The sequence below is a fragment of the Bacillus sp. FSL R7-0672 genome, assembly GCF_038601465.1.
GTDB lineage: Bacteria > Bacillota > Bacilli > Bacillales > Bacillaceae > Bacillus > Bacillus pumilus.
On sequence record NZ_CP152010.1, the window covers coordinates 1818633 to 1839755 of the forward strand.

A 21123-nucleotide genomic window follows, 5' to 3' on the forward strand; every position below is an offset into this window, starting at 1 on the left:
CTAACGGGCGCCCTTCTGTATACACTCTTTGTCAAATATTATTGTCGCTTTGGTTTACGTTGTGATAAAAGCTTGCTCTAACGTGTGAAAGGTTGCCGCCCATCCATTTGTTTATGAGAAATAATTCCGGAATGTGATTCATTCATGGTGTATTTTTGATTAACTTTTGGTTAACTTTAGAAAAATCATAATATTAAAAACACTTTCAGTCAATCCTCTTTTTGCAGCATAAAAAAACCTGATGCGCGTTGCATCAGGTAGAGGCTGGTTTATTTCTGTAAGTTGGTTGATGCGGCATATTGATTCGGTTCTGCAAAATGTGGGAGCATTTCACCATGTGCTTCAATGAGTTCATCGCATAATTTGATGATGTCATCAATCGATAGTTCAGCGCTTGTGTGTGGATCTAGTAATACGGCTTGATAAATGTGTTCTTTTTTGCCGCTGATTGCTGCTTCGATTGTCATGAGCTGTGAGCTGATATTGGTCCGGTTGAGTCCAGCCAATTGTTCAGGGATCTCTCCGACATAGCATGGCATGATACCGCTCCGATCTGCAACACACGGCACTTCGACACACGCTTTTTCAGGCAGGTTGTGAATGAGGCCTCCTGTATTCAGCACATTCCCGGCAAATTTAAAGGGAACGTTCGTTTCGATCGCTTCAATGATACGAGAACCATATTCTTTTGAGCGAGTATGTGTGATCTGTGTATTGCCCACAAGGTCATGCTTCATGGTATTCCAGTTGTTGATTTGTTCCTCGCAGCGTCTCGGGTATTCATCGAGCGGAATGTTAAATTGACCGATCAGTTCTGGATAGCGTGATTTAATGAAATAAGGATGATATTCGGCATTATGTTCTGAGGATTCTGTGACATAGTAGCCGAATTTATCCATCAGCTCAAAACGTACCATATCATGATGCCGTGATTTCTGCTTTTCTTTCGCTCTTCTTTTGATGTCAGGGTACAAATCTTTTCCGTCCCGTTTCACTTCTAATAACCACGCCATGTGATTGATGCCAGCAATTTTTTCTTCAATGCCTTCATGATCCATTTCAAGTGATTCAAATAGATCCTTTGTACATACCTGCACACTATGACAAAGACCCACCGTTTGAACCGGTGTATAGCGCAGCATCGCACCTGTCAGTGTGGCCATTGGATTTGTGTAATTTAACAATAAAGCATTTGGGCAAACCTCTTCCATCTCCTTTGCAAAATCAAGCATCACAGGAAATGTTCGAAGGAAGCGGAAGATCCCGCCGATGCCAACCGTATCCGCAATCGTTTGTCTTAACCCATATTTTTTCGGAATCTCAAAATCAATCACCGTGCTTGGCCGGTAGCCTCCAACCTGGATAGCATTGATCACATATTTTGCATCCTTTAAGGCTTCTTTTCGGTTGTGATAGGACGTAATGGTCACATGTGCACCGTAGTTCTCTTTTAAATGGCGGAGCATCGTTTCTGATTCTTTCAGCCGCTTATGGTCGATATCATATAAAGCGAATTCAAAACCGCTTAGTGCAGGGACGAACAAACAATCTCCTAATATATTTTTAGCAAATACGGTACTCCCTGCACCGATAAATGTAATTTTAGACATAGACGACTCTCCTTTTCGCATCCATATTGAACTACCCTTTGACAGAGCCTTGTGAAAGCCCTGCGATAAAATATTTTTGCAACAGTAAAAACATCGTCACCATCGGCAGCATTGCAATGAGCGCAGCAGCACCAACGAGCTGAAGCTGATGTTGATTTTGACCAAAAAAATGGGATAGGGCGACTGTGAGTGTATGCATCTCTTTATCTTGCAAAAAGAAGATGGCAAATTGATAGTCGTTCCAAATATACACACAGGCAATGATTAAAACAGAAGCGGTAATAGGTTTCAGAAGCGGAAAAACGACGGTGAAAAAAACTCTAAATGTCCCCGCTCCATCAATACGGGCTGCTTCTTCAAGCTCCTTTGGAATGGTCGACCGGATAAAGCCTGCGTATAAGAAAATCGTTAGCGGCAAAAAAGCAGCGACATTATTTAAAATAGCGATTTGATAGGTGTTCATCATCCCAATTTGAACGACCAATTTATAGAGCGGGACAAGGGCTGTGAGTGGTGGAATGACCATAATGGCGATGAATAAAACATAAACTGCTTTATTTAGCTTTGTGCTTCTTCTTGCGAGCGGATAGGCTGCAAGAGAGCCAAGAAAGATGAGGCATACAGCAGAGCTGAACGTAATGATCACGGTATTCAAAAAGGATTGGCCAAGCTGAGCCTCTGTCCATGCCGTGCGAAAGTTTTCAAGATGAAGCGCTTTTGGAAACAGCCATTTTGAACTGAAATCTCCTATCCCCTTTAATGATGTCGTTACCAAGATATAAAATGGAATGAGATGAAGCAATGTCACCAAAAGGGCGAGGAAGGTGTACCATCTCTTCTTACGTTTAAAGGCATTTTCCATCACACCTCGGTCTCCTTTCGTTTGAAATACATCAACGCTGCGACACTAATGACAAGGATGATGACCGCCATGAAGACCCCTTGAGTTGCTGCATAGCCTGCATCCTGACGTTTGAAATACAGATCATACATAAAGGTCGACATCGATTGTGAGGAATCTCCCGGTCCGCCGCCAGTGAGCGCCACAATGACATCAAAGAGCTTGAGCCCGCCAATGACATTCAGCACAACATTAATGGTGATAGACGGTATAAGGAGCGGCAATGTGATTCGCCTGAATTGCTGGAGGCTGGATGCACCGTCTAATTGTGCCGCTTCATAATAATCCTTAGGAATACTTTGCAGTCCTGCTAAATAAATGATCATCGCAATCCCGACGAATTGATAGGTGTTGACGAGCACAATGATCCATGTGTTTAATTGGGGATTGCCAAGCGCATTCATTTGATCAAATCCAAAAAGCGTCACCACATCGTTTAAGGCACCGCCTTGGTAAGCAAACACGAAATACCAAATATAGCCCATCGCAATCGGACTAATCATGACAGGTAAATAGATGACTGTTCTTGTGATCGCTCTCATCTTTAAGCTTTGATTTAATAAAAGAGCATATCCAAGTCCGATGATATTTTGTAAGATTGTGCTACCGATTCCGTATAGAAGCGTATTTTTAACAACAAGCCATGTGGTTGGGTCCTGAAGCAGACGCCTATATTGATCAAGCCCAATCCATTCATAAGTTTGTGAGAACCCATTCCAATTCGTAAAAGATAGCTGAATTCCGTTCAAAAAAGGATAAATGATAAAGGTACTGACAATGAGAACAGCTGGCAAGTACATCCACCAAAGGGATGAATTTTGGCTTTTTTTCATTTTCTGCTTTGGTAAAGAGGTGAATGCGGCTGGCTGCTGTGCTTTTGTGATGTCATTCATTGGATTCACTCCTGTTTCAGCATGAGCCTGCTATTGTTTTTTCAGACGCTTATATTCCTCTTCCATCTTCTTCGATAATTGTTCTGGTGTGATGGAGCCTGCTAATAATTCTTGACTCGTTGTTGACATGACAGCCCACATGCCGCTTGGTAAGTATTTTCGATCGAAATACGGTTCAACCTTCACCTCTTCGTATTGATCGTAAAACATAGAGTAATAGTTTTTCGCTTTAACTTGCTTTAAGGCTGCTTCAGAGGAGGTGCCTTCTGCGATTTTTTTCGCATTTTCAGGCTTTGCGAGAAAATCGATGAATTGTTTTGCTTCTTTTAGATGTTTGGAGTCCTTCCATGCAGCGACCGTAAACCGTTCTCCTCCAATCCAGCTTTGCTTATCTCCTTCATGAATGGCAGGAACAGGCATCGTGCCTACTTTGATCGATGGATTGAGTTCTGTCGCCTCAGGTCCTAAAGACCCTCCGACAAAGGTGAAAGCTATTTTGTTTTGTGCCATCAGTTCAGGTGCTTGAGATAGTTTTGCTGTCAGCACATCTTTGTTTAATAGGTCTTGATCCTTCAGATCCTTCATGAACTGTGCAAGCGGTGTATAGAGAGACCAATCAAATGATCCGTTTTCAAGGTCTTTTCCGTATCGATGGTTTGGACTGGTGATCAATAAAGGTGTGGCGAGTTCATCAAAGACTTGGGCGATATTTGAGTTGTCTCCTCCTGGTATCCAGAGCGGCACAACCTCTCCTTTGCTCTTTTCCTTAACTGTCAGCAAAGCCGATTTGAATTCATCAAGTGTTCTAGGAACCTCAATGTCATAGTCCTTTAATAGATTGGCATTAAAGCTAAGCCCGTCTTTTGCTTGATTCAGCGGATACGCGTATACTTTTCCATCTTGGTCCTTTAAAATTTGATCGAGTGAAGGATCAAGCTGTTTCACCCAATCCATTTCTTTTAGATCAGCGACATACTCGCTGTAGCGCAGTTTGGCCCAGCCGTGTGTGTCAAACAGATCTGGCATATCATTTGCCCCCATTTTGACACGGATCGTATCTTCATAGCTGTTGCCTGGGAAGTTGGCATCGATTCGAAGATGTGGATGCTCTTTTTCAAACTTACGAATCACTTCTTCAAACGCTTTTCTTTCCCCGCTGTTGCTCATCGTCGAAAAGAGAGTTAGGGTGACCTTTCCGTTTGCTTCGGACGTTCCGCTATTGCTACAAGCAGACAAAAGAATGGTCAAGATAAAGGCCGCAGTGAGTAGCATGATTTTTTTATTCATGGTTTCCTCCTTTTAATCACTGAAAATTCAGACGATAATCAGTAGAATTCATGCAGTTGCGGAAACAAAAGAAGTCCATTATACTGGAATTCTATTCTTTTCAAAGAGATAAGAGAGCATACCGGTAGGCTGCCTTGTTCTTCGCATGATCTGGCCATCATGCGAAGCAGCTTGCTTTCTGCTTTTTTGTCTCTTTTTTGTTTGCTGAAAACGCGGTTCACCCCCTTTCATGGATGAGGCATGTGCTGCCTCTTTCGATGAGTTTTGTTGGCATGACAACTTTTAGAGGAAGCTTTCTGCCGTTTATTCTCTCAAGCAAAAGCTTCAAACCGACTTCCCCCATTTCTTCTGTATATACTTTGACGGTTGTAAGCGGCGGGCTTGAAAATGAAGCAGCTTCAATGTCATTAAACCCAACAATAGATACATCTGAAGGAACACTTAGACCGGCTTCGTTGAGCGCGCGCATTGCACCGATCGCCATTGAATCACTTCCGATAAAAAAGGCTTGTGGCAGGTTTCCTTTTTTAATGGCCTTCTGCATGAGCGTATAGCCTTCTTGCATGGAGTATTCTCCAATATGGATGTCATCCAGATGAAGACCACCTGCCTCTTGCATTCTTTTCATAAACGTCGTTTGTCTTTCGTCCTCAATCACAGCATTACCTTCGAAATAATGTTCTCGCTCCTTTCCGCCAAGATAGCCTAGATGTGTATAGCCAAGCGATTGCAGATGGCGAATCGCTCGATCTGCCGCTCTGACAAAATCGACATGTACACAATCATATAAATCTTCATCCGCATAATGATTGATAAAAACAATGTGTTCCATTCGATTTGTCATTTTTTCCACCGTATCAGGGCTAATTCGTCCAATGACGATCAAACCGTCAATATCCTTTAGCATCGCCCCTTTATCCATGCTTCTCAGGCGAAAGGTATGGAGGGTGGAGAGCCCTTGTTTGGCATATTCTTTTTCAATTCCTTTTCGAATCGATGAAAAAAAGGGGTCATTTAATTCTTCGTCAATGGATTGAGCGACAACGATACCGATGACTGGGGATTCAGATGGGCTTTTTTCCTCTGCTTGATCGGCTTTTCTTGCTCTCACTGGGGTATAGTTTAACTTCTTTGCAATGGCGAGGATGTTTTGTCTTGTTGCGTGCGAAACGGCAAGGGTTTGATCGCCATTTAACACACGGGATACAGTAGAAACGGACACTTTTGCATCATGAGCAATATCTTTGAGTGTGGTCATAGGCAAACTCCTCTTGGTTTTTGACTAAATATTTACTAAAGATATTTGAAGGATAACATGTTGATAAAGCGCTTTCAAGTGTGAATTCGTGATTTTTTATTTTGTTTTTGAGTATGTTTTGGTTAGATGTGAGGTTTTAGTAAAGTTGCGTAAAAAAGAGGATGGGTTTCATCCTCTTTTACTAACGTGATTCAATTGAGTCTGTTTCTTTTGAAAACAATTGCTTCATTGTCTCCCAAGCTGTATCAAGTTGATGGTGAAGTCCAAATAAACCTGAGTTGCCGATAATATAGATCTCGTTTCCAGCCTCAGCAAGCAGCCGGAACGTGCTCTCATTACAAGAGCCGTCTACTTCAATTGAAAATGAGTAGCCTCCCTTCTCTTTTACATCTTTCACCTGTTTCATTTTCTGAAGCATTTCTTTAATAAAAGGCTGACCTGCAAAGCCTGGATCAATCGTCATGATCGTCACCCGGTCTATTAAATGTAGATAGGAATCTAACGCTGCAATTGGTGTGGCGGGGTTTAAGACAAAGCCGACCTCGCAGTTTCTTTGATGGATATGCCGAATAATTCTAAAAACGTCTCTTTGCACGACCTCTGGGTGTAAGCAGATCATGCTTGCGCCTGCATCAATGCAGGCATCGATTAAAAATTCTTGGGGGTATTCTGCCATAAGATGCACATCAATTGGTCTATCTGTCAGTTTTCGGAGCTGTTCTATGAAAAAGGGTGATAAGGTGATATTTTTCACGTAATGACCATCCATGACATCGACATGATATCGATCTGCTCTTGTGTTGAGAATATGAATATGTTCGCGGAAATGCGTTAAATCCATGCACATCAGTGAAGGTGAAAAAATGGCTGTCATTCCCAGGTTCCTCCTTTTTACAGTTGAAATAAAAGCTTGATCAATCCAATCAAGATTCCGATGATACCAAAGTCTGTATCTCCAAAAGTTGTCCCTTCAAAACCAAGGGTTCCTAACACAGGTAATAAACAAGCAGGTAAAAAAGAAAGAAGCAACCCATTCGCAAATGCCCCAGCGACAGCCCCTCTCACGCCTCCTGTTGCATTGCCATACACTCCTGCTGTAGCGCCGCAAAAAAAGTGCGGGACAAGACCAGGAACAATGACAGTTAAACCAAACAAAGGTAAAAGAAAAATGGATACGATGCCTCCTGCAAAGCTGCATAAAAAACCGATAATGACTGCATTTGGAGCAAATGGAAAAACGGTTGGTGCGTCAAGTGCCGGTTTTGCCCCTTTCACAAAACGATCGGCAATCCCTTTGAAAGCAGGCACGATTTCACCGATTGCCATCCGCACCCCGGCTAAAATAATGTACACACCAGCAGCAAAGGTTATAGCCTGAATGAGAATGAAGACAGCGAAGTTCGTGCCCCCACTCATTTGTTCTATAAAGGGAATCCCAGCAAATGGTGCAATCGCAAAGAACAGCAAAGCCATCGTGATTGAAATGGCCACAGATGTATCTCGTAGAAAGCCGAGTGATTTAGGCACTTGAATGGTTTCTGTTGATCTCTCCGGACGACCGATCCATTTTCCGATCATTCCCGCTGTAAAATAACCGAAGGTACTGAAGTGTCCAAGCGCGAGATCATCGCTTCCAGTGACTTTCTTTGTGAATGGCTGAAGAATAGCGGGTGCAATGACCATAGCTGTCCCTAATATAATCGAACCGGTGGTGACAAGAAACGCTCCTTGCATTCCAGCTGTCGAGAGAACGACTGCGAGCATTGCAGCCATATACAAGGTATGGTGTCCTGTTAAAAAGACGTATTTAAAGGGCGTGAATTTTGCCAATAATAAATTGACCAGCATGCCAAAAATCATTATGAGAGCCGTCTGTGTCCCGAATTCCTTTTGAGCAATGGCCGCCATGGCATCTGTATTTGGGACAACCCCTTGAATGTGAAATGCTGCTTCAAACATTTTTCGAAAAACTCCAAGTGAATCAGATACGACTGTGGCGCCCGCTCCTAATATTAAAAAACCCATCGTTGTTTTCAAGGTGCCTGACACGGTATCTGCGGCTGATTTTTTCTGCAAAAGTAAACCGGCCAGTGCAAACAACCCGATGAGAATGGCCGGTGTGCCCAATATATCGTTCATGATCAGTTCTATCATGATGTGAATCCCCCTTTTTCGTGGCTTAAATGTGTTTACGAAGGACGTCTTTAATGGCTTTCTGGTCTAACAAGTTATTTAACCCAGCGACCTTTCTTGTGCCGTCATCCAGCTGATCGATAATGTCTGTTGCTCCGATATATAGATCAGCCAGTTCATTTTTACTTGTGCTGAGATCGGTATGGTCCACTTCAGCTACAAGTCCTAACTCTTCTAATGCTTTTTTGACATTCATTTCTACGATAAAGCTGCTTCCTAATCCGTTTCCGCACACAACAAGAATTTTTTTCATTCTCTTTTTCCTCCTTTATCGTTGTGAAAATTGATCAATTAGTTTTTGCACCGATGCTAATTCATTTGCTTCAACCAGTTGTTCCCTCCGTTTTTCATCACTTAACAGCATGGTCAGTTGTTTGAGTGCTTTCAAGTGGGTCATACTGTCAATGGCTGCTAGCACGATGATGAGACGAACCTGTTTTTTTTCATCCTTAGAGAAAAAGACGGGCCGTTCGAATGACATGAGTGACATGCTTAATTCGTTCACGCCGTCCTCTGGTCTAGCATGTGGAATGGCTACTTGTGGTGCAATCACAATATAAGGTCCATTTTGATCAACGGACTGAATCATGGCCTCCACATAACCTTTCTGAATGGCATTTTGATCGAGTAAAGGCTGCGCTGCTTTTGTGATGGCCTCTTGCCACGTTTCTGCTGTTTGTTGGAGATGAATGGTTTTTTCTGTTAATAAATCGTTTAACACTGGTTTCCACCCTTTCTGATGGGATACATATGCGGGATGAAGTAGCTCTTTAAGATCACGAAGCAGTGCTTTTTCATTTTGTACGATAGTATGCTGTTGAATGATGTTGAATAAAGCGTTCACATTTTTCTCATCAAACATGGTTTCTGCACCTTCTCCATATTGAAGTAAGGTTTTTTTCTCATAGGCAGTAAGGATGGGATGAACGAGATGAACGGGTTTTCCTTTAAACGAAATAGGTGTTGTTGACACAACAAAGTCGACATCAATGGATGACATTTCTTCATATGATCGCTTTGATAATAGATCACGAACTTCGATGTAACCGATTAATTCGATAAGCTGTGTTTTTAGCATATGACTTGTGCCAATTCCTTCGCCGCAAACAATGTATACAGAACGCCGCACAATTGGCGAAATTCCTTCTCTTCTCATCCAACCACCAAAATGCATCGCCACGTAAGCAATTTCATGATCACTTATCTTTGAGCAGGTCGCCTTTTCTAAATGGCATACGACCTTTTGAGTGATGTCAAACACTTCTGGCTGTGTTTTTTTAATAGATTCTGTTAATTCATTGCTGATATCAATGTGATAGATGAGTCTGTAATAGGCTGGGATGAGATGCATGGTTAAGTTTTGCTCCAAGGCTTCGTACTCTTGAAAGGAGATACAAGCATACCGCTGAAAATCAAAAATCATTTGTCTGGCAATGGTGCGAATGAGATGCTCTTCTGGCTTTTGACTTGATGGAAGCTTTTGTTTCTTTGCGCTGAGCCATAGAGTGCTAAGAAAATAGATTTCATCATCATGAACTTGAAGACCGGTTTCTCTTTGAATTCGTGCCATGAAACGAATAGCCGCCAAGCATTCATCTGTTTCCTGCAATGTACGCTTTTCTTCGTTTGAAAGGTGTACAGCACGTCCTAGCTTCACCCGCTTAAAGTAGAAAAAGAGATCCAAAGACAGCTGATCCAGCATGTCATCTGCAAACTCGAGCTTAAGCTCTTGTTCTGACTGCTCGAGGAGATGCTTTAACTTGTTATATGAAATAGGCCCCTTTAACCAAAAAGATGGAAACGTTTTTTCGTTTTTTATCATGGTGCGAATGGAATGAATATAAGGTTTCAGCGCCAATCGAATCGCTCTTTCTTTTCCTGAAATCAAATAGCCACAGGCTGCCTGATAGTGAAGCGTGAGCTGCTGCTTTGAAAGTGCTTCTTTTAGCTGTTTCATATCTTCAAGCAATGTATTCCGGCTCACTTTGGTCAGCTTCATAAAATCATCTATTTTTAGATATTTCTCATTGCATGCAATGGATAAGAGCAGGATCGCCCTTCTTTCCTTTACACATGGTTCATAATCGTGACCGACAAGAATGGTGTCAGCTTTTTGAATAATGACTTCTTTTTCATGTGTGTGTAAGTAGTAGCCAAGTTGATCTTTTCGCTGAACGCCACTAAGCTCATGAGTTTTCAGCCAGCTATTCATTCGTTTGATTTCAGAGTAGACGGTTCGAGTAGAGACATTCAGTCGATTCTGTAAATCTTCAATTGATAGATAAGAGGTTGTGTGAAGCAGCATCGATAATAAAGTCGTGCCCCTTTTGGTTAAGTGCAGTTCGAATTCCTCCCTTCTTCCCTTTGGTTATAAGTCTAATCAACTCACATGCATCAAAGAAGCCCAAATGTCTTCAGCAAATGCTGTGCAGCTTTTTGGGTGTTCTTTTGCTATAAGAAAAAGCACACCCGCTTGAGTGTGCTTTGAGACTTGTATAAAAAGGCTAAATTTATCCTTTTGGTCTTCTTTTATGTAATAGAAAACCTTTGTAATGAGGTTAGGGTGTGAAAAATTTTGAGTACCTTTTATTACTTCATTTTCACTTCTTCTTTTCATTTTCTCTATTATTTTATTAAGCCACTGTAGCGGGTTTAATGAGATCTCTGGAAAATAGATTTCTACATTATTAACGATAAAGCATTCTTTTTCCTGTAAATTTAAAGTACTATTCAAAAATCCTGACAATCCTTTATAGTAGACAGCAGACATTCTTCGCTAGCTAAATGAATAAACTCATTTAACGCTTCTTCTTGTGAATGAATATCCTGATGAAATGTCCCACCTAAAAAATCTTCTAACTCCTCTAAATAACTGTAGCTCTCATTCATTGAATCATCTCTACAATGTATTATAATTAAAATCACCAATTATATTAGACAAGTGAAACCTTGATTCCATTAGTGGTGATGGTTATTCTATTTATTGTTAACTCAGTTGCCACAATAGAAACTCGACTTTTTCTATTAATTCGCCTTTTTGATTCGTTTCAAATGATGTGACTGGATTTTCCCAATTAAAGTCTTCTACTACATCCAAACCATAAACCCCTTCCGGATCAGCTTCCGGATACCATCCAACATCTAGCAGTATATTTTTCTTACTATTCTTGATTTGCAATAAATCTTCTGTGAAATTTAGCCATTTATCATGTTCATCTTTATTGAGTAATGCCGGATCTAACTCTGTTAAAGAATTGTAACTAATTTCCCAGCCTGAAGGTATTCTAAGTGGCTGAAGTTTATATTTAGGAAGTTCTTTCTCAATTTTCATTTTAAATACTTACGCTCCTTATGATCTTGGTTTAGCTATTTTTAAATACTCTTGTAATCGATTACCTGCTATTGGATGACCATGAAAAACTCCACTTGAAGTTAGTTCCGCTCTAACCCAAGACGTTTCGACTCCTAAATCAAAACCAACTGGACGACCAGTATTATAAATAAAATATACTGCACCTTTCTCGTTTTCTACAATGAACCCTTTTTTTAATGCTTCTTTCTCAATAACTTTATTTTTTATATTAGGCAAATACTGTGCCTGCTTTCGTCCTGTTTCGCTAAATAGCTTAGCTTGTTCAGTTGTTTTTGCTTTTAAATGTTTAAAACCATGTTCTGTAAAGGTAGAATTGTTGATTTGAGTTCTAAAGTCTTTTCTACTGTAGTAGTGATTATGAGCTATTTTGTCGTGTCTCTTCGAGATGTTTGGAGTTAGTCCCATCTTCCCATGAAACCCTTTCGCCCCAAACGGCAAAAGCATTCCCAGCGCAACATTCATACTCGCTTCCTGCTGTTCTTTCGAGACCTTATTTCCAAACATGTCTCGACAGTAATGTTTAATCTTTGAATATTTCTGGTATTTTCTCTCTCCAAATTAACAACAGTTCTATGAACTCCTTCGTTTCAATTTTATTTTCAAAGGGTTCTTCAATCCTATAATGATGTTCAACTACTGTCTCATCTTTTTTGATATTTACACTGGTAGCATTCAATGTAATTTCAAAGTTTTCGTATACTCCATCTATCACATTTTGAATATATCCTATATACTCATCCACTTCTTCTTCTGTTGAAATATCTTGTATAAAATCTGAGAAAATACTTATTTCTTCTGGTAGTATAATTGCTAAATCTCCAAATTTGTCTTCCTTAAATTCATATGAATATCTCATATAAGCTAATCACCTTCATATTATTTTTTATATAATGGATACGCTGTAGCTATTGATCCATCTTTTTTCAGATACATCTCTATTTTAATTCCTGATGATGTTACACCTTTAAATTTATTAGGACCTATCTGTTGTTTATTTTGGTAAGCTTCATCAATAGCTTTTAACACATCAACGCGGTTCCATTCCTTAGGAAAGAAACTTGATTTAGCTACTTTTTCAACTCCATCAATTTCAACTTTAGCTCTATAAATACCGTGTTTATCTGGTAGACTTTCACTTCCTGGAATAACCTTTCCACCCTGCATACTTTCATGGTGATAACCAACTGCTTTTCCTCTTTTGTTAATTTCACCATGATAAATGTGTTTCATTGTATGGGTATTATATTTTTCAGCATCCTTAACCCCCATCTTCCCATGAAACCCTTTCGCTCCAAACGGCAAAAGCATTCCCAGCGCCGCATTCATACTCGCTTCCTGCTGTTCTTTCGAGACCTTATTCCCAAACATGTCTCTACCTGTAATTGCTTCACTGAAACCGTTGGTGGCGGTGAGGCCATATAAGCCTTTTTGAGATGTTTTTAAGGCGTCAAAAGACTTTTGCGATGTCTTGTAAATGTCGACTGCTCTGACTGCGGCTGATGTGGCTTGGGTGGTTTTATAAACAGCTTTCCCGCCTTTGAAAATGCGTCCTGCCCATCCGACGATTGGGATATAACCCGCTGCTGCCATGCCGCCTGCGGCGACGCGCTGACCTGCGGTGAGCTCTTCACCTGTGATCGGGTCAACACCTGTTGCGGCACGTTTTGCATCGTTCACACCTGTCAATTCATTGACGATATTTCCGCCATAATCGAGTGCTTTTTCATACCAAGGGCGGTTGGCGAGTGCTTCTTGTTCCTTTGCGATCTCGCGGGCTTTCTGTTGTTCTTTTTTAATGTTGAGATATTCGGAAGTTTGCTTCTCAATATCGCTTTTTGCCTTGTAGATTTCGCTATTTTGATACGCTTTCTTGTCAAAATTCATCGGAGAAATTGCTTTTCCGTCATTTGTAGCATTGATCATTTCAGCGTACAATGCCATTGTAGCTTGCTGCTCCGTTTCTGACAAAGCATATTCATCTTTTAAATTTTGATCAAGCTCTCTTAGGTCTTTCACTGTCTTTTTTCGCTCGTCTTCCGTATCTGCAATTTTTTCATCAAAGGTTTGACTATCAAATACTTCTAGAGAAATGAGGTCGTCGATGTCTTGAAAAATCGTTTTAAGCGCCTTTTTTTGATCCTTCACAATGCTTTTGGCATTTTTGATGCCCATATGTACAGCGTTGTCTAAAAAGTGTTCTTCTACAAAGGTGTCGCCGCCAAAGTTTGTATCATCTAGTGTCCCAGAAACACCTTCATGAAAGGCTTTTTGCTTATCAATGAAACTGATAAACATATCTACATTTCCAGCCAGTTCTTTATAGAAGCTTTTAATGTTATCGGCACCTTTTCCAGTGAAGTCGTCACCAAGATTAGAAACACCTTGTAATGCTTTTTTTAAATCTACCAATTGTTCGCGGAGTTCCTGGTAGTGTTTTGCCCTTGCATCCATGGCAATTGTTAGTGCTTTTGCATCAAGTATCTTCCCCAGAAGAATTCACTCCTTCCTATTCATTGACAAGGTCAATTTTACCAACACAAAGTTTGTCATTAAATAGGAATAAAGATACAAAAAAGTACTTAATATGTAATGAACCGTGTTTTATTAGAACGCTTTAGCTCCGCTATCGTCAGTAATCATTAAGACGCGATTTTTAAATCATTGTAAACAAGGTTATAGAGCAATTCCATGGTAAGAAGAGACCACTAATTGAGCCAATTATAATCCTCGCTACCTTATTTGAACAGCTCATAGAAAAAGCACACCCGCAACAGTGTGCTCTCTTACGACTTAGACTTAAGCAATTGTAGCTCTTGGTCCATAATATCTGCTGCTTCGGTAATAAATTGAATGATTAAGTCTAAGTCTTCTCGTTTGTATTCGTTTGTAAGCTGTTTTGTTGATGCCGATAAGGATTGGAAGAGTTCTTTTACTTGTGATTTCCCTGCCGTTAATGGAACGATGATGACTCTTCGTTTGTCCTTTGGGTCCTTTTCTCTTTTGACGTAGCCTGCTTTTTCAAGGCGGTCAATCAGAGCTGTGACCGCACCTGAGCTAAGACCTGTTTTTTCACTTAATTCTCCTGCTGTGAGCGGCCCGAGTTCGTTTAATAAATCGGCTGATTTGAGGTCTGTTGGGAAAAGACCAAGCGATTGTGCGGCCGCTTGGTGGAATAAAACCGTTCGTGTGGCGAGGCGCCTCATTGTATGGATGATCAGGTCTGCTCTGTCTTCTGCGTCGTTCTTTATTGACAACTTGTTCTCCTCCCTTTAAAATCAATTTATCTTGATCATCAAGATAAATGTTCTCTTCCTTTATATTTAAGTTGATCATAGCAAAAATAAGGAGAGAACGTAAGCAGGAGGTAAATGAATGAATCATGTGGATAAAGGCAAGGCATCCACTCGCTTAGTTGTCATCGGTTTGCTGTTAGGAATTTTTATGGCGGCGATGGACAATACCATTGTTGCAACAGCAATGGGAAGCATCGTAGCAGATTTGGGCAGTTTTGATAAATTTGCTTGGGTGACGGCTTCTTATATGGTGGCAGTAATGGCTGGAATGCCGATTTACGGAAAGCTTTCTGATATGTATGGTCGAAAGCGTTTTTTTCTGTTTGGACTTATTTTCTTTTTAATTGGATCTGCGCTGTGCGGTATCGCACAAACGATGGATCAGCTCATTATTTACCGAGCCATTCAAGGGCTTGGAGGCGGTGCCCTTCTTCCAATCGCGTTTACGATCATCTTTGATATCTTCCCGCCTGAAAAACGCGGAAAAATGTCCGGTATGTTTGGTGCAGTGTTTGGTTTATCGAGTGTACTAGGACCACTATTAGGAGCTATTATCACAGATTCAATCGGCTGGCATTGGGTTTTCTATATTAACGTGCCAATTGGTATTGTTAGTGTGGTCTTGATTGCCAGATACTACCGGGAATCGCTAGAACATCGCAAGCAGAAAATTGACTGGTCAGGTGCTATCACACTTGTCGTGGCGGTTGTGAGCTTGATGTTCGCTCTTGAGCTTGGTGGTAAATCTTATGCGTGGGATTCAGTGCAAATCCTCACACTTTTTGCCGTGTTTCTTGTGTTTGGTACCATCTTCTTTATTGTTGAGCGTAAAGCGGAGGAACCGATTATTTCATTTTGGATGTTTAAAAATCGTTTATTTGCGACATCTCAAATTTTGGCGTTTTTATATGGTGGAACATTTATTATTCTTGCCGTCTTCATTCCTATTTTCGTTCAGGCGGTGTACGGTGAATCTGCCACTAGTGCAGGATTCATTTTAACACCAATGATGATTGGGTCTGTCATTGGCAGTATGATTGGCGGAACGATGCAGACGAAAGTGCCTTTCAGACGTCTTATGACGATCTCTGTTATTTCATTTTTCGCGGGGATGCTGCTCCTTGCCAATATGTCACCAGATTCAGCTAGACTGTGGCTTACAATCTTTATGATGATATCAGGATTTGGTGTCGGCTTCAGTTTCTCCCTTCTGCCGTCAGCTTCAATGAATGATCTTGCCCCTCGTTACCGAGGCAGTGCAAACTCGACCAATTCATTTATGAGATCACTTGGGATGACACTTGGTGTCACGATTTTTGGGACGATTCAAACCAATGTCCTATCGAATCGCTTAGCAGATGCCTTTAGCGGAATGAAAGGCGCCCCTTCTCAAATTGGCGATCCACAAGCCATTTTCCAAGAAGGTGCCCGCTCACAAATTCCGCCTGATATTTTAAATAAAGTCATCGATGCGATGTCACAAAGTATTACGTACGTATTTTTGATTGCATTGTTTCCTATTGCCCTTGCAGCGATTACGGTCCTGTTTATGGGAAATGCACGGGTACACACATCAAATGAAATGAAAGAAAACGAATAATGTGAAAAAGCAGAGCTTAAGCGGCTCTGCTTTTTTGTTTCACTGATATAGAGGAAGGGCTTTGCCCTCACTGCCAACGATCCGTATTTTCGATGTGACCATATCTTTTGCTGCTTGTTTTGCTTTTTGTAAATACATACGTGGATCTAAGCTTTCTGGTTCGTTTGAAAAATGATCGCGGATGGCTTCAGAGTACGCATTTTTTAATTCAGTTGAGACATTGACCTTTGCCATACCAAGTGCCACACATCGTCTGACGTCTTCATCCGGTACAGCGGAACCGCCGTGCAGCACAAGGGGAACATTGACCAGTGATGCAATTTGTTCAATGCGGTCAAAGTCAATATCCGGAACCCCTTTATAAATGCCATGTGCGGTACCAATTGCAGGCGCTAAAGTTGGTACCCCAGTTTCTTCTACAAATTGACGGCATTCTGATGGAATAGCTTTTTCAGCATCCTTTTCATCGACGACGATATCATCCTCTACGCCGCCTACCTTGCCTAATTCTGCTTCAACGTTCACCCCTACTTTTAATGCGAGGTCCACAACTTCTTTTGTGCGGCGAACATTTTCTTCATATGAATGCATCGATGCATCGATCATGACGGATGTATATCCCGCGCGAATACAGGTGAGAATCACATCAAAGTCCGTACAGTGATCGAGGTGCAGACCAATTGGGATTTGATATTGATCAGCCGCCGCTTTGACTGTATCTGCAATCGCTTTTGCTCCAAGAGATTGAACTGTTCCAACCGTTGTTTGCAAAATGACAGGTGATTTTAATTCTGCGGCCGTTTCGAGCACCCAATAAATACTGTCAAAGGAATGTACATTGAATGCAACGATTCCGTATTTTTCTTTTTTCGCAGTCTCAAGCATCGGTGTTGTTGATAGTAAAGGCATGATCAAACATCCTCTCTCGTTAAAATATCTGTTTCTAAAACAGTCAGCATGTCTTCATTTGTTCTTGTTTCAAGTAGCTTTTGTCGTTTCGCTTCATCCATTAATCCTCGTGAAAGGGCAGAAAGGGCCTTTAGATGAGTGGTCCCTGCTTCATTTTTGGGGATCAGTAAGGATAAGAAGAAAAAGCAAGGCTTCCCATCAAAAGCGTCCCATTCAATGCCTGTTTCCGTGCGGACGATCACGAGTGCTGGTTTCGTGATGGCGTCTGTTTGTGTATGCGGAATAGCAAATCCATCTTGAAATCCAGTTGTGCTCAGTGCTTCTCTTTCAGCTAAGCCTTTTTTAACATCTTCTGGTGATGTGCAAATACCTGCTTTGTAGGCAATGTCAGCAATGGCTGCGAAAACGCCAGCCTGTGACGACGCGGTTTCATGAAGATTCATATAAATATGTTCCATCATTTCTCTTCCTCCCTATTAAACTGCTGGTTTGTCTATTTTTTTACGATAAAGTCCGTATAGAATGGCACCTACAAGTGATCCGATCAGTATGGATAGTACCCACTGGAATGCGCCTGTGACGACTGGAAGGACAAGGAACCCGCCATGCGGAGCTGGAACCTGTACGCCAAAGAGATACGTCAATATAGCAGAGATGGCGGAACCAAACATGATAATTGGCAGGACAACGATCGGGTTCTTTGCCGCAAATGGGATGGCCCCTTCTGTTATATGTGTCGCTCCTAGAATATAGTTGATGGCCCCTGCATTTCGTTCCTGCGGTGTGAAATGTTTTCGGAAAATCGTTGTGGCAATCGCAATAATAAGCGGTGGTGTGATACATGCTGCTGACACACCTGCCATGAAGTAAAGGTTACCTTCTGCAAGTAAAGCCGTTCCTGTGACATAGGCTGCTTTGTTAAAAGGTCCTCCCATGTCAAATCCACACATCGCTCCAACAATTAAACCTAAGAGCAGCGGATTCGTGGATTGAACAGCTGAGAGAAAATCCATTAATGAATTATTTAGCCCCGTGATTGGAACTAATAGAGGTGTCATCACAGCCCCAATTAAGAAAATACCGATGACAGGATAGATGAAGATTGATTTTAATCCGTCAAGTGATGCAGGTAATTTTTGAAGCAGGAATTGAAGGAGTACGATGATATACCCTGCTGCAAAACCTGCGATAATACCACCTAAGAATCCAGCGCCTCCATCGTTTGCAAGCAGGCCGCCGATAAATCCGACAACCATCCCTGGTCGTCTGGCGATTGAATCAGCGATAAATGCTGCTAAAATAGGCACCATTAAGCTAAAGCTGAGTCCACCAATGCTTTTCAAATAGGCTGCAAACGGATGATACGTTTCATGCTGAGGATCAGCTGAGTAAATACCGAATAGAAAAGATAAAGCAATTAAGACCCCGCCTCCAACAACAAATGGAAGCATGTGTGATACACCGTTCATTAAATGTTTGTAGATGGTGTGTATCCACTTATTCGCCGACTTTTGTTGAGCTGGTGAAGAAGAAGCAGATGTTTTTTCTGTTCCAGTAGCTCTTCCTTTCACTTGATGAACGGGAGCTTCTCCATTGATAATGCCTTGGATCAGTTCATTTGGCGTGCGGATACCCTTCGCAACAGGCACTTCAATCAGTGGTTTGCCGTGAAAACGATCTGTATTTACATCTTTGTCAGCTGCGACAATGACCCCATCGGCCTCCAGAATGTCTTGATCGGTTAAAGCGTTTTCAATTCCTACTTGACCATGCGTTTCGACTTTGATGTCGACCCCTAGTTGCTCAGCAGCTATTTTTAATGCCTCAGCTGCCATAAATGTGTGTGCAATGCCTGTTGGACAGCCAGTTGCAGCGACAATTTTTTTGCGGCTCATGTCTATTCCCCCTTATATCTTGTCAATGTGTACTTGATCAATTAATGAATGAATGTCATGTAAATCACTTAAGCCTTTAGAAAATGCAGTAGATGCGCCAGTTGCAATGCCGTAACGTAAGCACTCTTCAGATGAATGACCTTCAAGCTGTTTACTAAGAAAGGCTGCGAGCATCGCATCTCCAGAGCAAGCTGTATTTACTACAATGCCTGTCGGTGCGTTTCCTTTTAAGACGGCGTCTTTCGTAATGAACAAAGCCCCTTCTCCCCCGCGGGAAATAAGCACTTGCTCTGCACCCATCTCAATGAGCTTTTCTCCTGATTGAATGAGTTCTTTTTCTGACATAGGCTGTGTTTTGCCGAAAAAAGCAGCGATTTCTTCTTCATTCGGTTTTAATAAATACGGCTTGTATTGAAGCGTCTCAAGAACTGCTGCGGAGCTTGTGTCTAAAATAAACTTGACGTTGTTCTGATGACAAATAGCTGCTACTTCTGAAAAAATGCTGGCTGGTACGCCTTTTGGCAGGCTGCCTGACATGATCAGGATGTCCCCCTGCGGGATGGCCGCTATTTTTTCACGAAAGGCGTGAAGTGCTTTTTCTTCAATCGCAGGTCCTTGGTTCACGAGCTTGTATTCTTCTGTTGTATTAATAAAAACATTAATGCGTGTAATTCCTTCAACTGAGATAAAATCGGTTTGAATGGAAAGGTCCTTTAAGGATTGTTCAATATAAGAGCCTGAAAACCCAGCAATAAATCCTAATGCAGTGCTGGTGAATCCATATTTCTTTAGCATAATGGAGACATTGACTCCCTTGCCATTCGGCTGATAATCTTCATCTTCGGTGCGGTTGACTGCATTTGCCTTCATTTCTTTTAATGCAATATATAGGTCAATAGCAGGATTTAAGGTGCAGGTATAAATCAATTGGTTTCACCTTCTTTCTTTTCTCTAAAGAAAGTATCTCATACGCAGGAGTGAAAATGTTTTCAGATTGTGTAAAGGTTTTCATGACAAAAAGCCTTCTAGATCAAAGTCTCGAAGGCTTCTTTATTGATTATTTCATTCGAATCACGTAGGCATCTAGTAAAATGCGGGCAATGACATGAAGAGACAAACGCGATCTGACCTCATAATCTGGGAAGAAAGATTGTTCGCCTTTATATCCGACTAGAGTCATATCTGATATTTTGCTTAATGTAGAATCTATTCTCGTTGTGACGGTAATGGTCGTGACTTGCCTCATGCTAAGATTTTGACACGCTTCAACGAGCTCTGCTGTTTCGCCATTTAATGAAACAAAGATCGCAAGTTCGTTTTTACTGATATCTCTCGATTTCAGCCGAATGATATTCGGATCGTCATGTACTTCGCATGTTTTTCCGATGAGCTGTAATTTGATGGTCATTTCTTTGGCAATCATCTCTGAGAAGCCTCTGCCGAAAATATAAATTTTGTCCGCATTATGTATTTTTTGAACGGCATCTTCAATTTGCCCAATACTTTGCAGCTGGATCGTTTTTAAAACCTCTTCTTCGTTTTTCCGAATCGCTAGTTTGATGTCTTCATCAATGTTTTTGAGCTGATCGCTTGCATCGGTCATTTTCTTTTCTTGTTTCAATCGATATTTAAAGGATGTATAGCCGTTGTAGCCAATTTTTTTCATCAGCCTGACAATTGTGGCTGTCGACACATTCGCTCTTTCACTCAATGTGACGATGGATAAGGTGGAGATATCCTCTAAATGTTGGTGAATATAATGGAGTAAATAACGTTCTGTTTCACTTAGCGTTTGATACACTTCGCTTGGAATGTTAAATAGTGGTTCATTCAATTCGATTCCCCCTTACTCATTTCATACTATAATTAAATGCCTAATAAAAACAAGATGATTCTTTTGTCATATATTTT

Annotated in this window: 19 protein-coding genes and 2 pseudogenes; 1 reads left to right on the top strand and 20 read right to left on the bottom strand. The window is 41.2% G+C overall.

Annotated features, from left to right (window positions below):
• Positions 1-269 precede the first annotated feature (269 nt).
• From MKY18_RS09045 to MKY18_RS09115, 15 genes and pseudogenes are all read right to left on the bottom strand, one after another.
• Positions 270-1610, bottom strand: a complete 1341-nt coding sequence (locus MKY18_RS09045; protein ID WP_342497810.1) for an alpha-glucosidase/alpha-galactosidase — start codon at positions 1608-1610, stop codon at positions 270-272.
• Positions 1611-1641: 31 nt separating this feature from the next.
• Positions 1642-2472: a carbohydrate ABC transporter permease gene (locus MKY18_RS09050; RefSeq protein ID WP_113767744.1), complete on the bottom strand. Its 831-nt coding sequence runs from the start codon at positions 2470-2472 to the stop codon at positions 1642-1644.
• Positions 2472-3404 carry a sugar ABC transporter permease gene (locus tag MKY18_RS09055; RefSeq protein WP_044141356.1) on the bottom strand — a complete coding sequence of 311 codons (933 nt, stop codon included), beginning with the start codon at positions 3402-3404 and terminating at the stop codon, positions 2472-2474. Before MKY18_RS09055 ends, MKY18_RS09050 begins: the two co-directional genes overlap by 1 nt.
• 30 nt (positions 3405-3434) lie before the next feature.
• Positions 3435-4691 carry an ABC transporter substrate-binding protein gene (locus MKY18_RS09060; protein WP_065097400.1) on the bottom strand — a complete coding sequence of 419 codons (1257 nt, stop codon included), beginning with the start codon at positions 4689-4691 and terminating at the stop codon, positions 3435-3437.
• 217 nt (positions 4692-4908) lie between these two features.
• The gene (locus MKY18_RS09065) at positions 4909-5949 is read right to left on the bottom strand and encodes a LacI family DNA-binding transcriptional regulator (RefSeq protein WP_342497811.1); all 1041 of its coding nucleotides are present in this window, start codon (positions 5947-5949) and stop codon (positions 4909-4911) included.
• 181 nt (positions 5950-6130) lie between these two features.
• Positions 6131-6823 carry a D-allulose 6-phosphate 3-epimerase gene (alsE, locus tag MKY18_RS09070; RefSeq protein ID WP_342497812.1) on the bottom strand — a complete coding sequence of 231 codons (693 nt, stop codon included), beginning with the start codon at positions 6821-6823 and terminating at the stop codon, positions 6131-6133.
• 17 nt (positions 6824-6840) lie between these two features.
• On the bottom strand, positions 6841-8103 hold the full coding sequence (locus tag MKY18_RS09075) for a PTS ascorbate transporter subunit IIC (protein ID WP_044141352.1): 1263 nt from the start codon (positions 8101-8103) through the stop codon (positions 6841-6843).
• Between the two features lie 25 nt (positions 8104-8128).
• Positions 8129-8395: a PTS sugar transporter subunit IIB gene (locus tag MKY18_RS09080; RefSeq protein ID WP_065097405.1), complete on the bottom strand. Its 267-nt coding sequence runs from the start codon at positions 8393-8395 to the stop codon at positions 8129-8131.
• A gap of 15 nt (positions 8396-8410) precedes the next feature.
• Positions 8411-10483 carry a BglG family transcription antiterminator gene (locus tag MKY18_RS09085; RefSeq protein ID WP_342497828.1) on the bottom strand — a complete coding sequence of 691 codons (2073 nt, stop codon included), beginning with the start codon at positions 10481-10483 and terminating at the stop codon, positions 8411-8413.
• A 270-nt stretch (positions 10484-10753) separates the two neighbouring features.
• Positions 10754-11031, bottom strand: a pseudogene (locus MKY18_RS09090) (contact-dependent growth inhibition system immunity protein); the annotation flags it as partial.
• Positions 11032-11128: 97 nt separating this feature from the next.
• The gene (locus MKY18_RS09095; RefSeq protein WP_003212179.1) at positions 11129-11473 is read right to left on the bottom strand and encodes a hypothetical protein; all 345 of its coding nucleotides are present in this window, start codon (positions 11471-11473) and stop codon (positions 11129-11131) included.
• 18 nt (positions 11474-11491) lie between these two features.
• A pseudogene (locus MKY18_RS09100) lies at positions 11492-12025 on the bottom strand (hypothetical protein); the annotation flags it as partial.
• A 10-nt stretch (positions 12026-12035) separates the two neighbouring features.
• A complete protein-coding gene (locus MKY18_RS09105) occupies positions 12036-12371 on the bottom strand; it encodes a hypothetical protein (RefSeq protein ID WP_003211795.1) in 336 nt (111 codons plus the stop codon).
• Between the two features lie 20 nt (positions 12372-12391).
• On the bottom strand, positions 12392-14005 hold the full coding sequence (locus MKY18_RS09110) for a T7SS effector LXG polymorphic toxin (protein ID WP_342497829.1): 1614 nt from the start codon (positions 14003-14005) through the stop codon (positions 12392-12394).
• Positions 14006-14298: 293 nt separating this feature from the next.
• On the bottom strand, positions 14299-14718 hold the full coding sequence (locus MKY18_RS09115) for a MarR family transcriptional regulator (protein ID WP_260564597.1): 420 nt from the start codon (positions 14716-14718) through the stop codon (positions 14299-14301).
• 169 nt (positions 14719-14887) lie between these two features.
• Here MKY18_RS09115 and MKY18_RS09120 point away from each other — a divergent pair, with 169 nt between their 5' ends.
• The gene (locus MKY18_RS09120; protein WP_342497813.1) at positions 14888-16408 is read left to right on the top strand and encodes an MDR family MFS transporter; all 1521 of its coding nucleotides are present in this window, start codon (positions 14888-14890) and stop codon (positions 16406-16408) included.
• Between the two features lie 39 nt (positions 16409-16447).
• Here MKY18_RS09120 and MKY18_RS09125 read toward each other — a convergent pair whose 3' ends face one another.
• The 5 genes from MKY18_RS09125 to MKY18_RS09145 form a co-directional block, all read right to left on the bottom strand.
• Positions 16448-17317: a class II fructose-bisphosphate aldolase gene (locus MKY18_RS09125; RefSeq protein WP_126741693.1), complete on the bottom strand. Its 870-nt coding sequence runs from the start codon at positions 17315-17317 to the stop codon at positions 16448-16450.
• 2 nt (positions 17318-17319) lie between these two features.
• Complete coding sequence (locus tag MKY18_RS09130; RefSeq protein WP_065098137.1) at positions 17320-17778, bottom strand: fructose PTS transporter subunit IIA; 459 nt, start codon at positions 17776-17778, stop codon at positions 17320-17322.
• Positions 17779-17793: 15 nt separating this feature from the next.
• Positions 17794-19212 (bottom strand): fructose-specific PTS transporter subunit EIIC, encoded by a 1419-nt coding sequence (locus MKY18_RS09135; protein ID WP_106067710.1) that lies wholly within the window; start codon positions 19210-19212, stop codon positions 17794-17796.
• Positions 19213-19224: 12 nt separating this feature from the next.
• Positions 19225-20139, bottom strand: coding sequence for a 1-phosphofructokinase (gene pfkB / locus MKY18_RS09140; RefSeq protein WP_342497814.1), 915 nt, complete (start codon positions 20137-20139; stop codon positions 19225-19227).
• Between the two features lie 130 nt (positions 20140-20269).
• Positions 20270-21046, bottom strand: a complete 777-nt coding sequence (locus tag MKY18_RS09145) for a MurR/RpiR family transcriptional regulator (RefSeq protein ID WP_113768443.1) — start codon at positions 21044-21046, stop codon at positions 20270-20272.
• Between the last annotated feature and the right edge of the window lie 77 nt (positions 21047-21123).

Excerpts from the sequence above, each read along its gene's own strand:
- MKY18_RS09045 (WP_342497810.1), bottom strand. The coding sequence starts at position 1,610 with ATGTCTAAAATTACATTTATCGGTGCAGGGAGTACCGTATTTGCTAAA.
- MKY18_RS09050 (WP_113767744.1), bottom strand. The coding sequence starts at position 2,472 with ATGGAAAATGCCTTTAAACGTAAGAAGAGATGGTACACCTTCCTCGCC.
- MKY18_RS09055 (WP_044141356.1), bottom strand. The coding sequence starts at position 3,404 with ATGAATGACATCACAAAAGCACAGCAGCCAGCCGCATTCACCTCTTTA.
- MKY18_RS09060 (WP_065097400.1), bottom strand. The coding sequence starts at position 4,691 with ATGAATAAAAAAATCATGCTACTCACTGCGGCCTTTATCTTGACCATT.
- MKY18_RS09065 (WP_342497811.1), bottom strand. The coding sequence starts at position 5,949 with ATGACCACACTCAAAGATATTGCTCATGATGCAAAAGTGTCCGTTTCT.
- alsE (WP_342497812.1), bottom strand. The coding sequence starts at position 6,823 with ATGACAGCCATTTTTTCACCTTCACTGATGTGCATGGATTTAACGCAT.
- MKY18_RS09075 (WP_044141352.1), bottom strand. The coding sequence starts at position 8,103 with ATGATAGAACTGATCATGAACGATATATTGGGCACACCGGCCATTCTC.
- MKY18_RS09080 (WP_065097405.1), bottom strand. The coding sequence starts at position 8,395 with ATGAAAAAAATTCTTGTTGTGTGCGGAAACGGATTAGGAAGCAGCTTT.
- MKY18_RS09095 (WP_003212179.1), bottom strand. The coding sequence starts at position 11,473 with ATGAAAATTGAGAAAGAACTTCCTAAATATAAACTTCAGCCACTTAGA.
- MKY18_RS09105 (WP_003211795.1), bottom strand. The coding sequence starts at position 12,371 with ATGAGATATTCATATGAATTTAAGGAAGACAAATTTGGAGATTTAGCA.
- MKY18_RS09115 (WP_260564597.1), bottom strand. The coding sequence starts at position 14,718 with ATGAGGCGCCTCGCCACACGAACGGTTTTATTCCACCAAGCGGCCGCA.
- MKY18_RS09120 (WP_342497813.1), top strand. The coding sequence starts at position 14,888 with ATGAATCATGTGGATAAAGGCAAGGCATCCACTCGCTTAGTTGTCATC.
- MKY18_RS09125 (WP_126741693.1), bottom strand. The coding sequence starts at position 17,317 with ATGCCTTTACTATCAACAACACCGATGCTTGAGACTGCGAAAAAAGAA.
- MKY18_RS09130 (WP_065098137.1), bottom strand. The coding sequence starts at position 17,778 with ATGATGGAACATATTTATATGAATCTTCATGAAACCGCGTCGTCACAG.
- MKY18_RS09135 (WP_106067710.1), bottom strand. The coding sequence starts at position 19,212 with ATGAGCCGCAAAAAAATTGTCGCTGCAACTGGCTGTCCAACAGGCATT.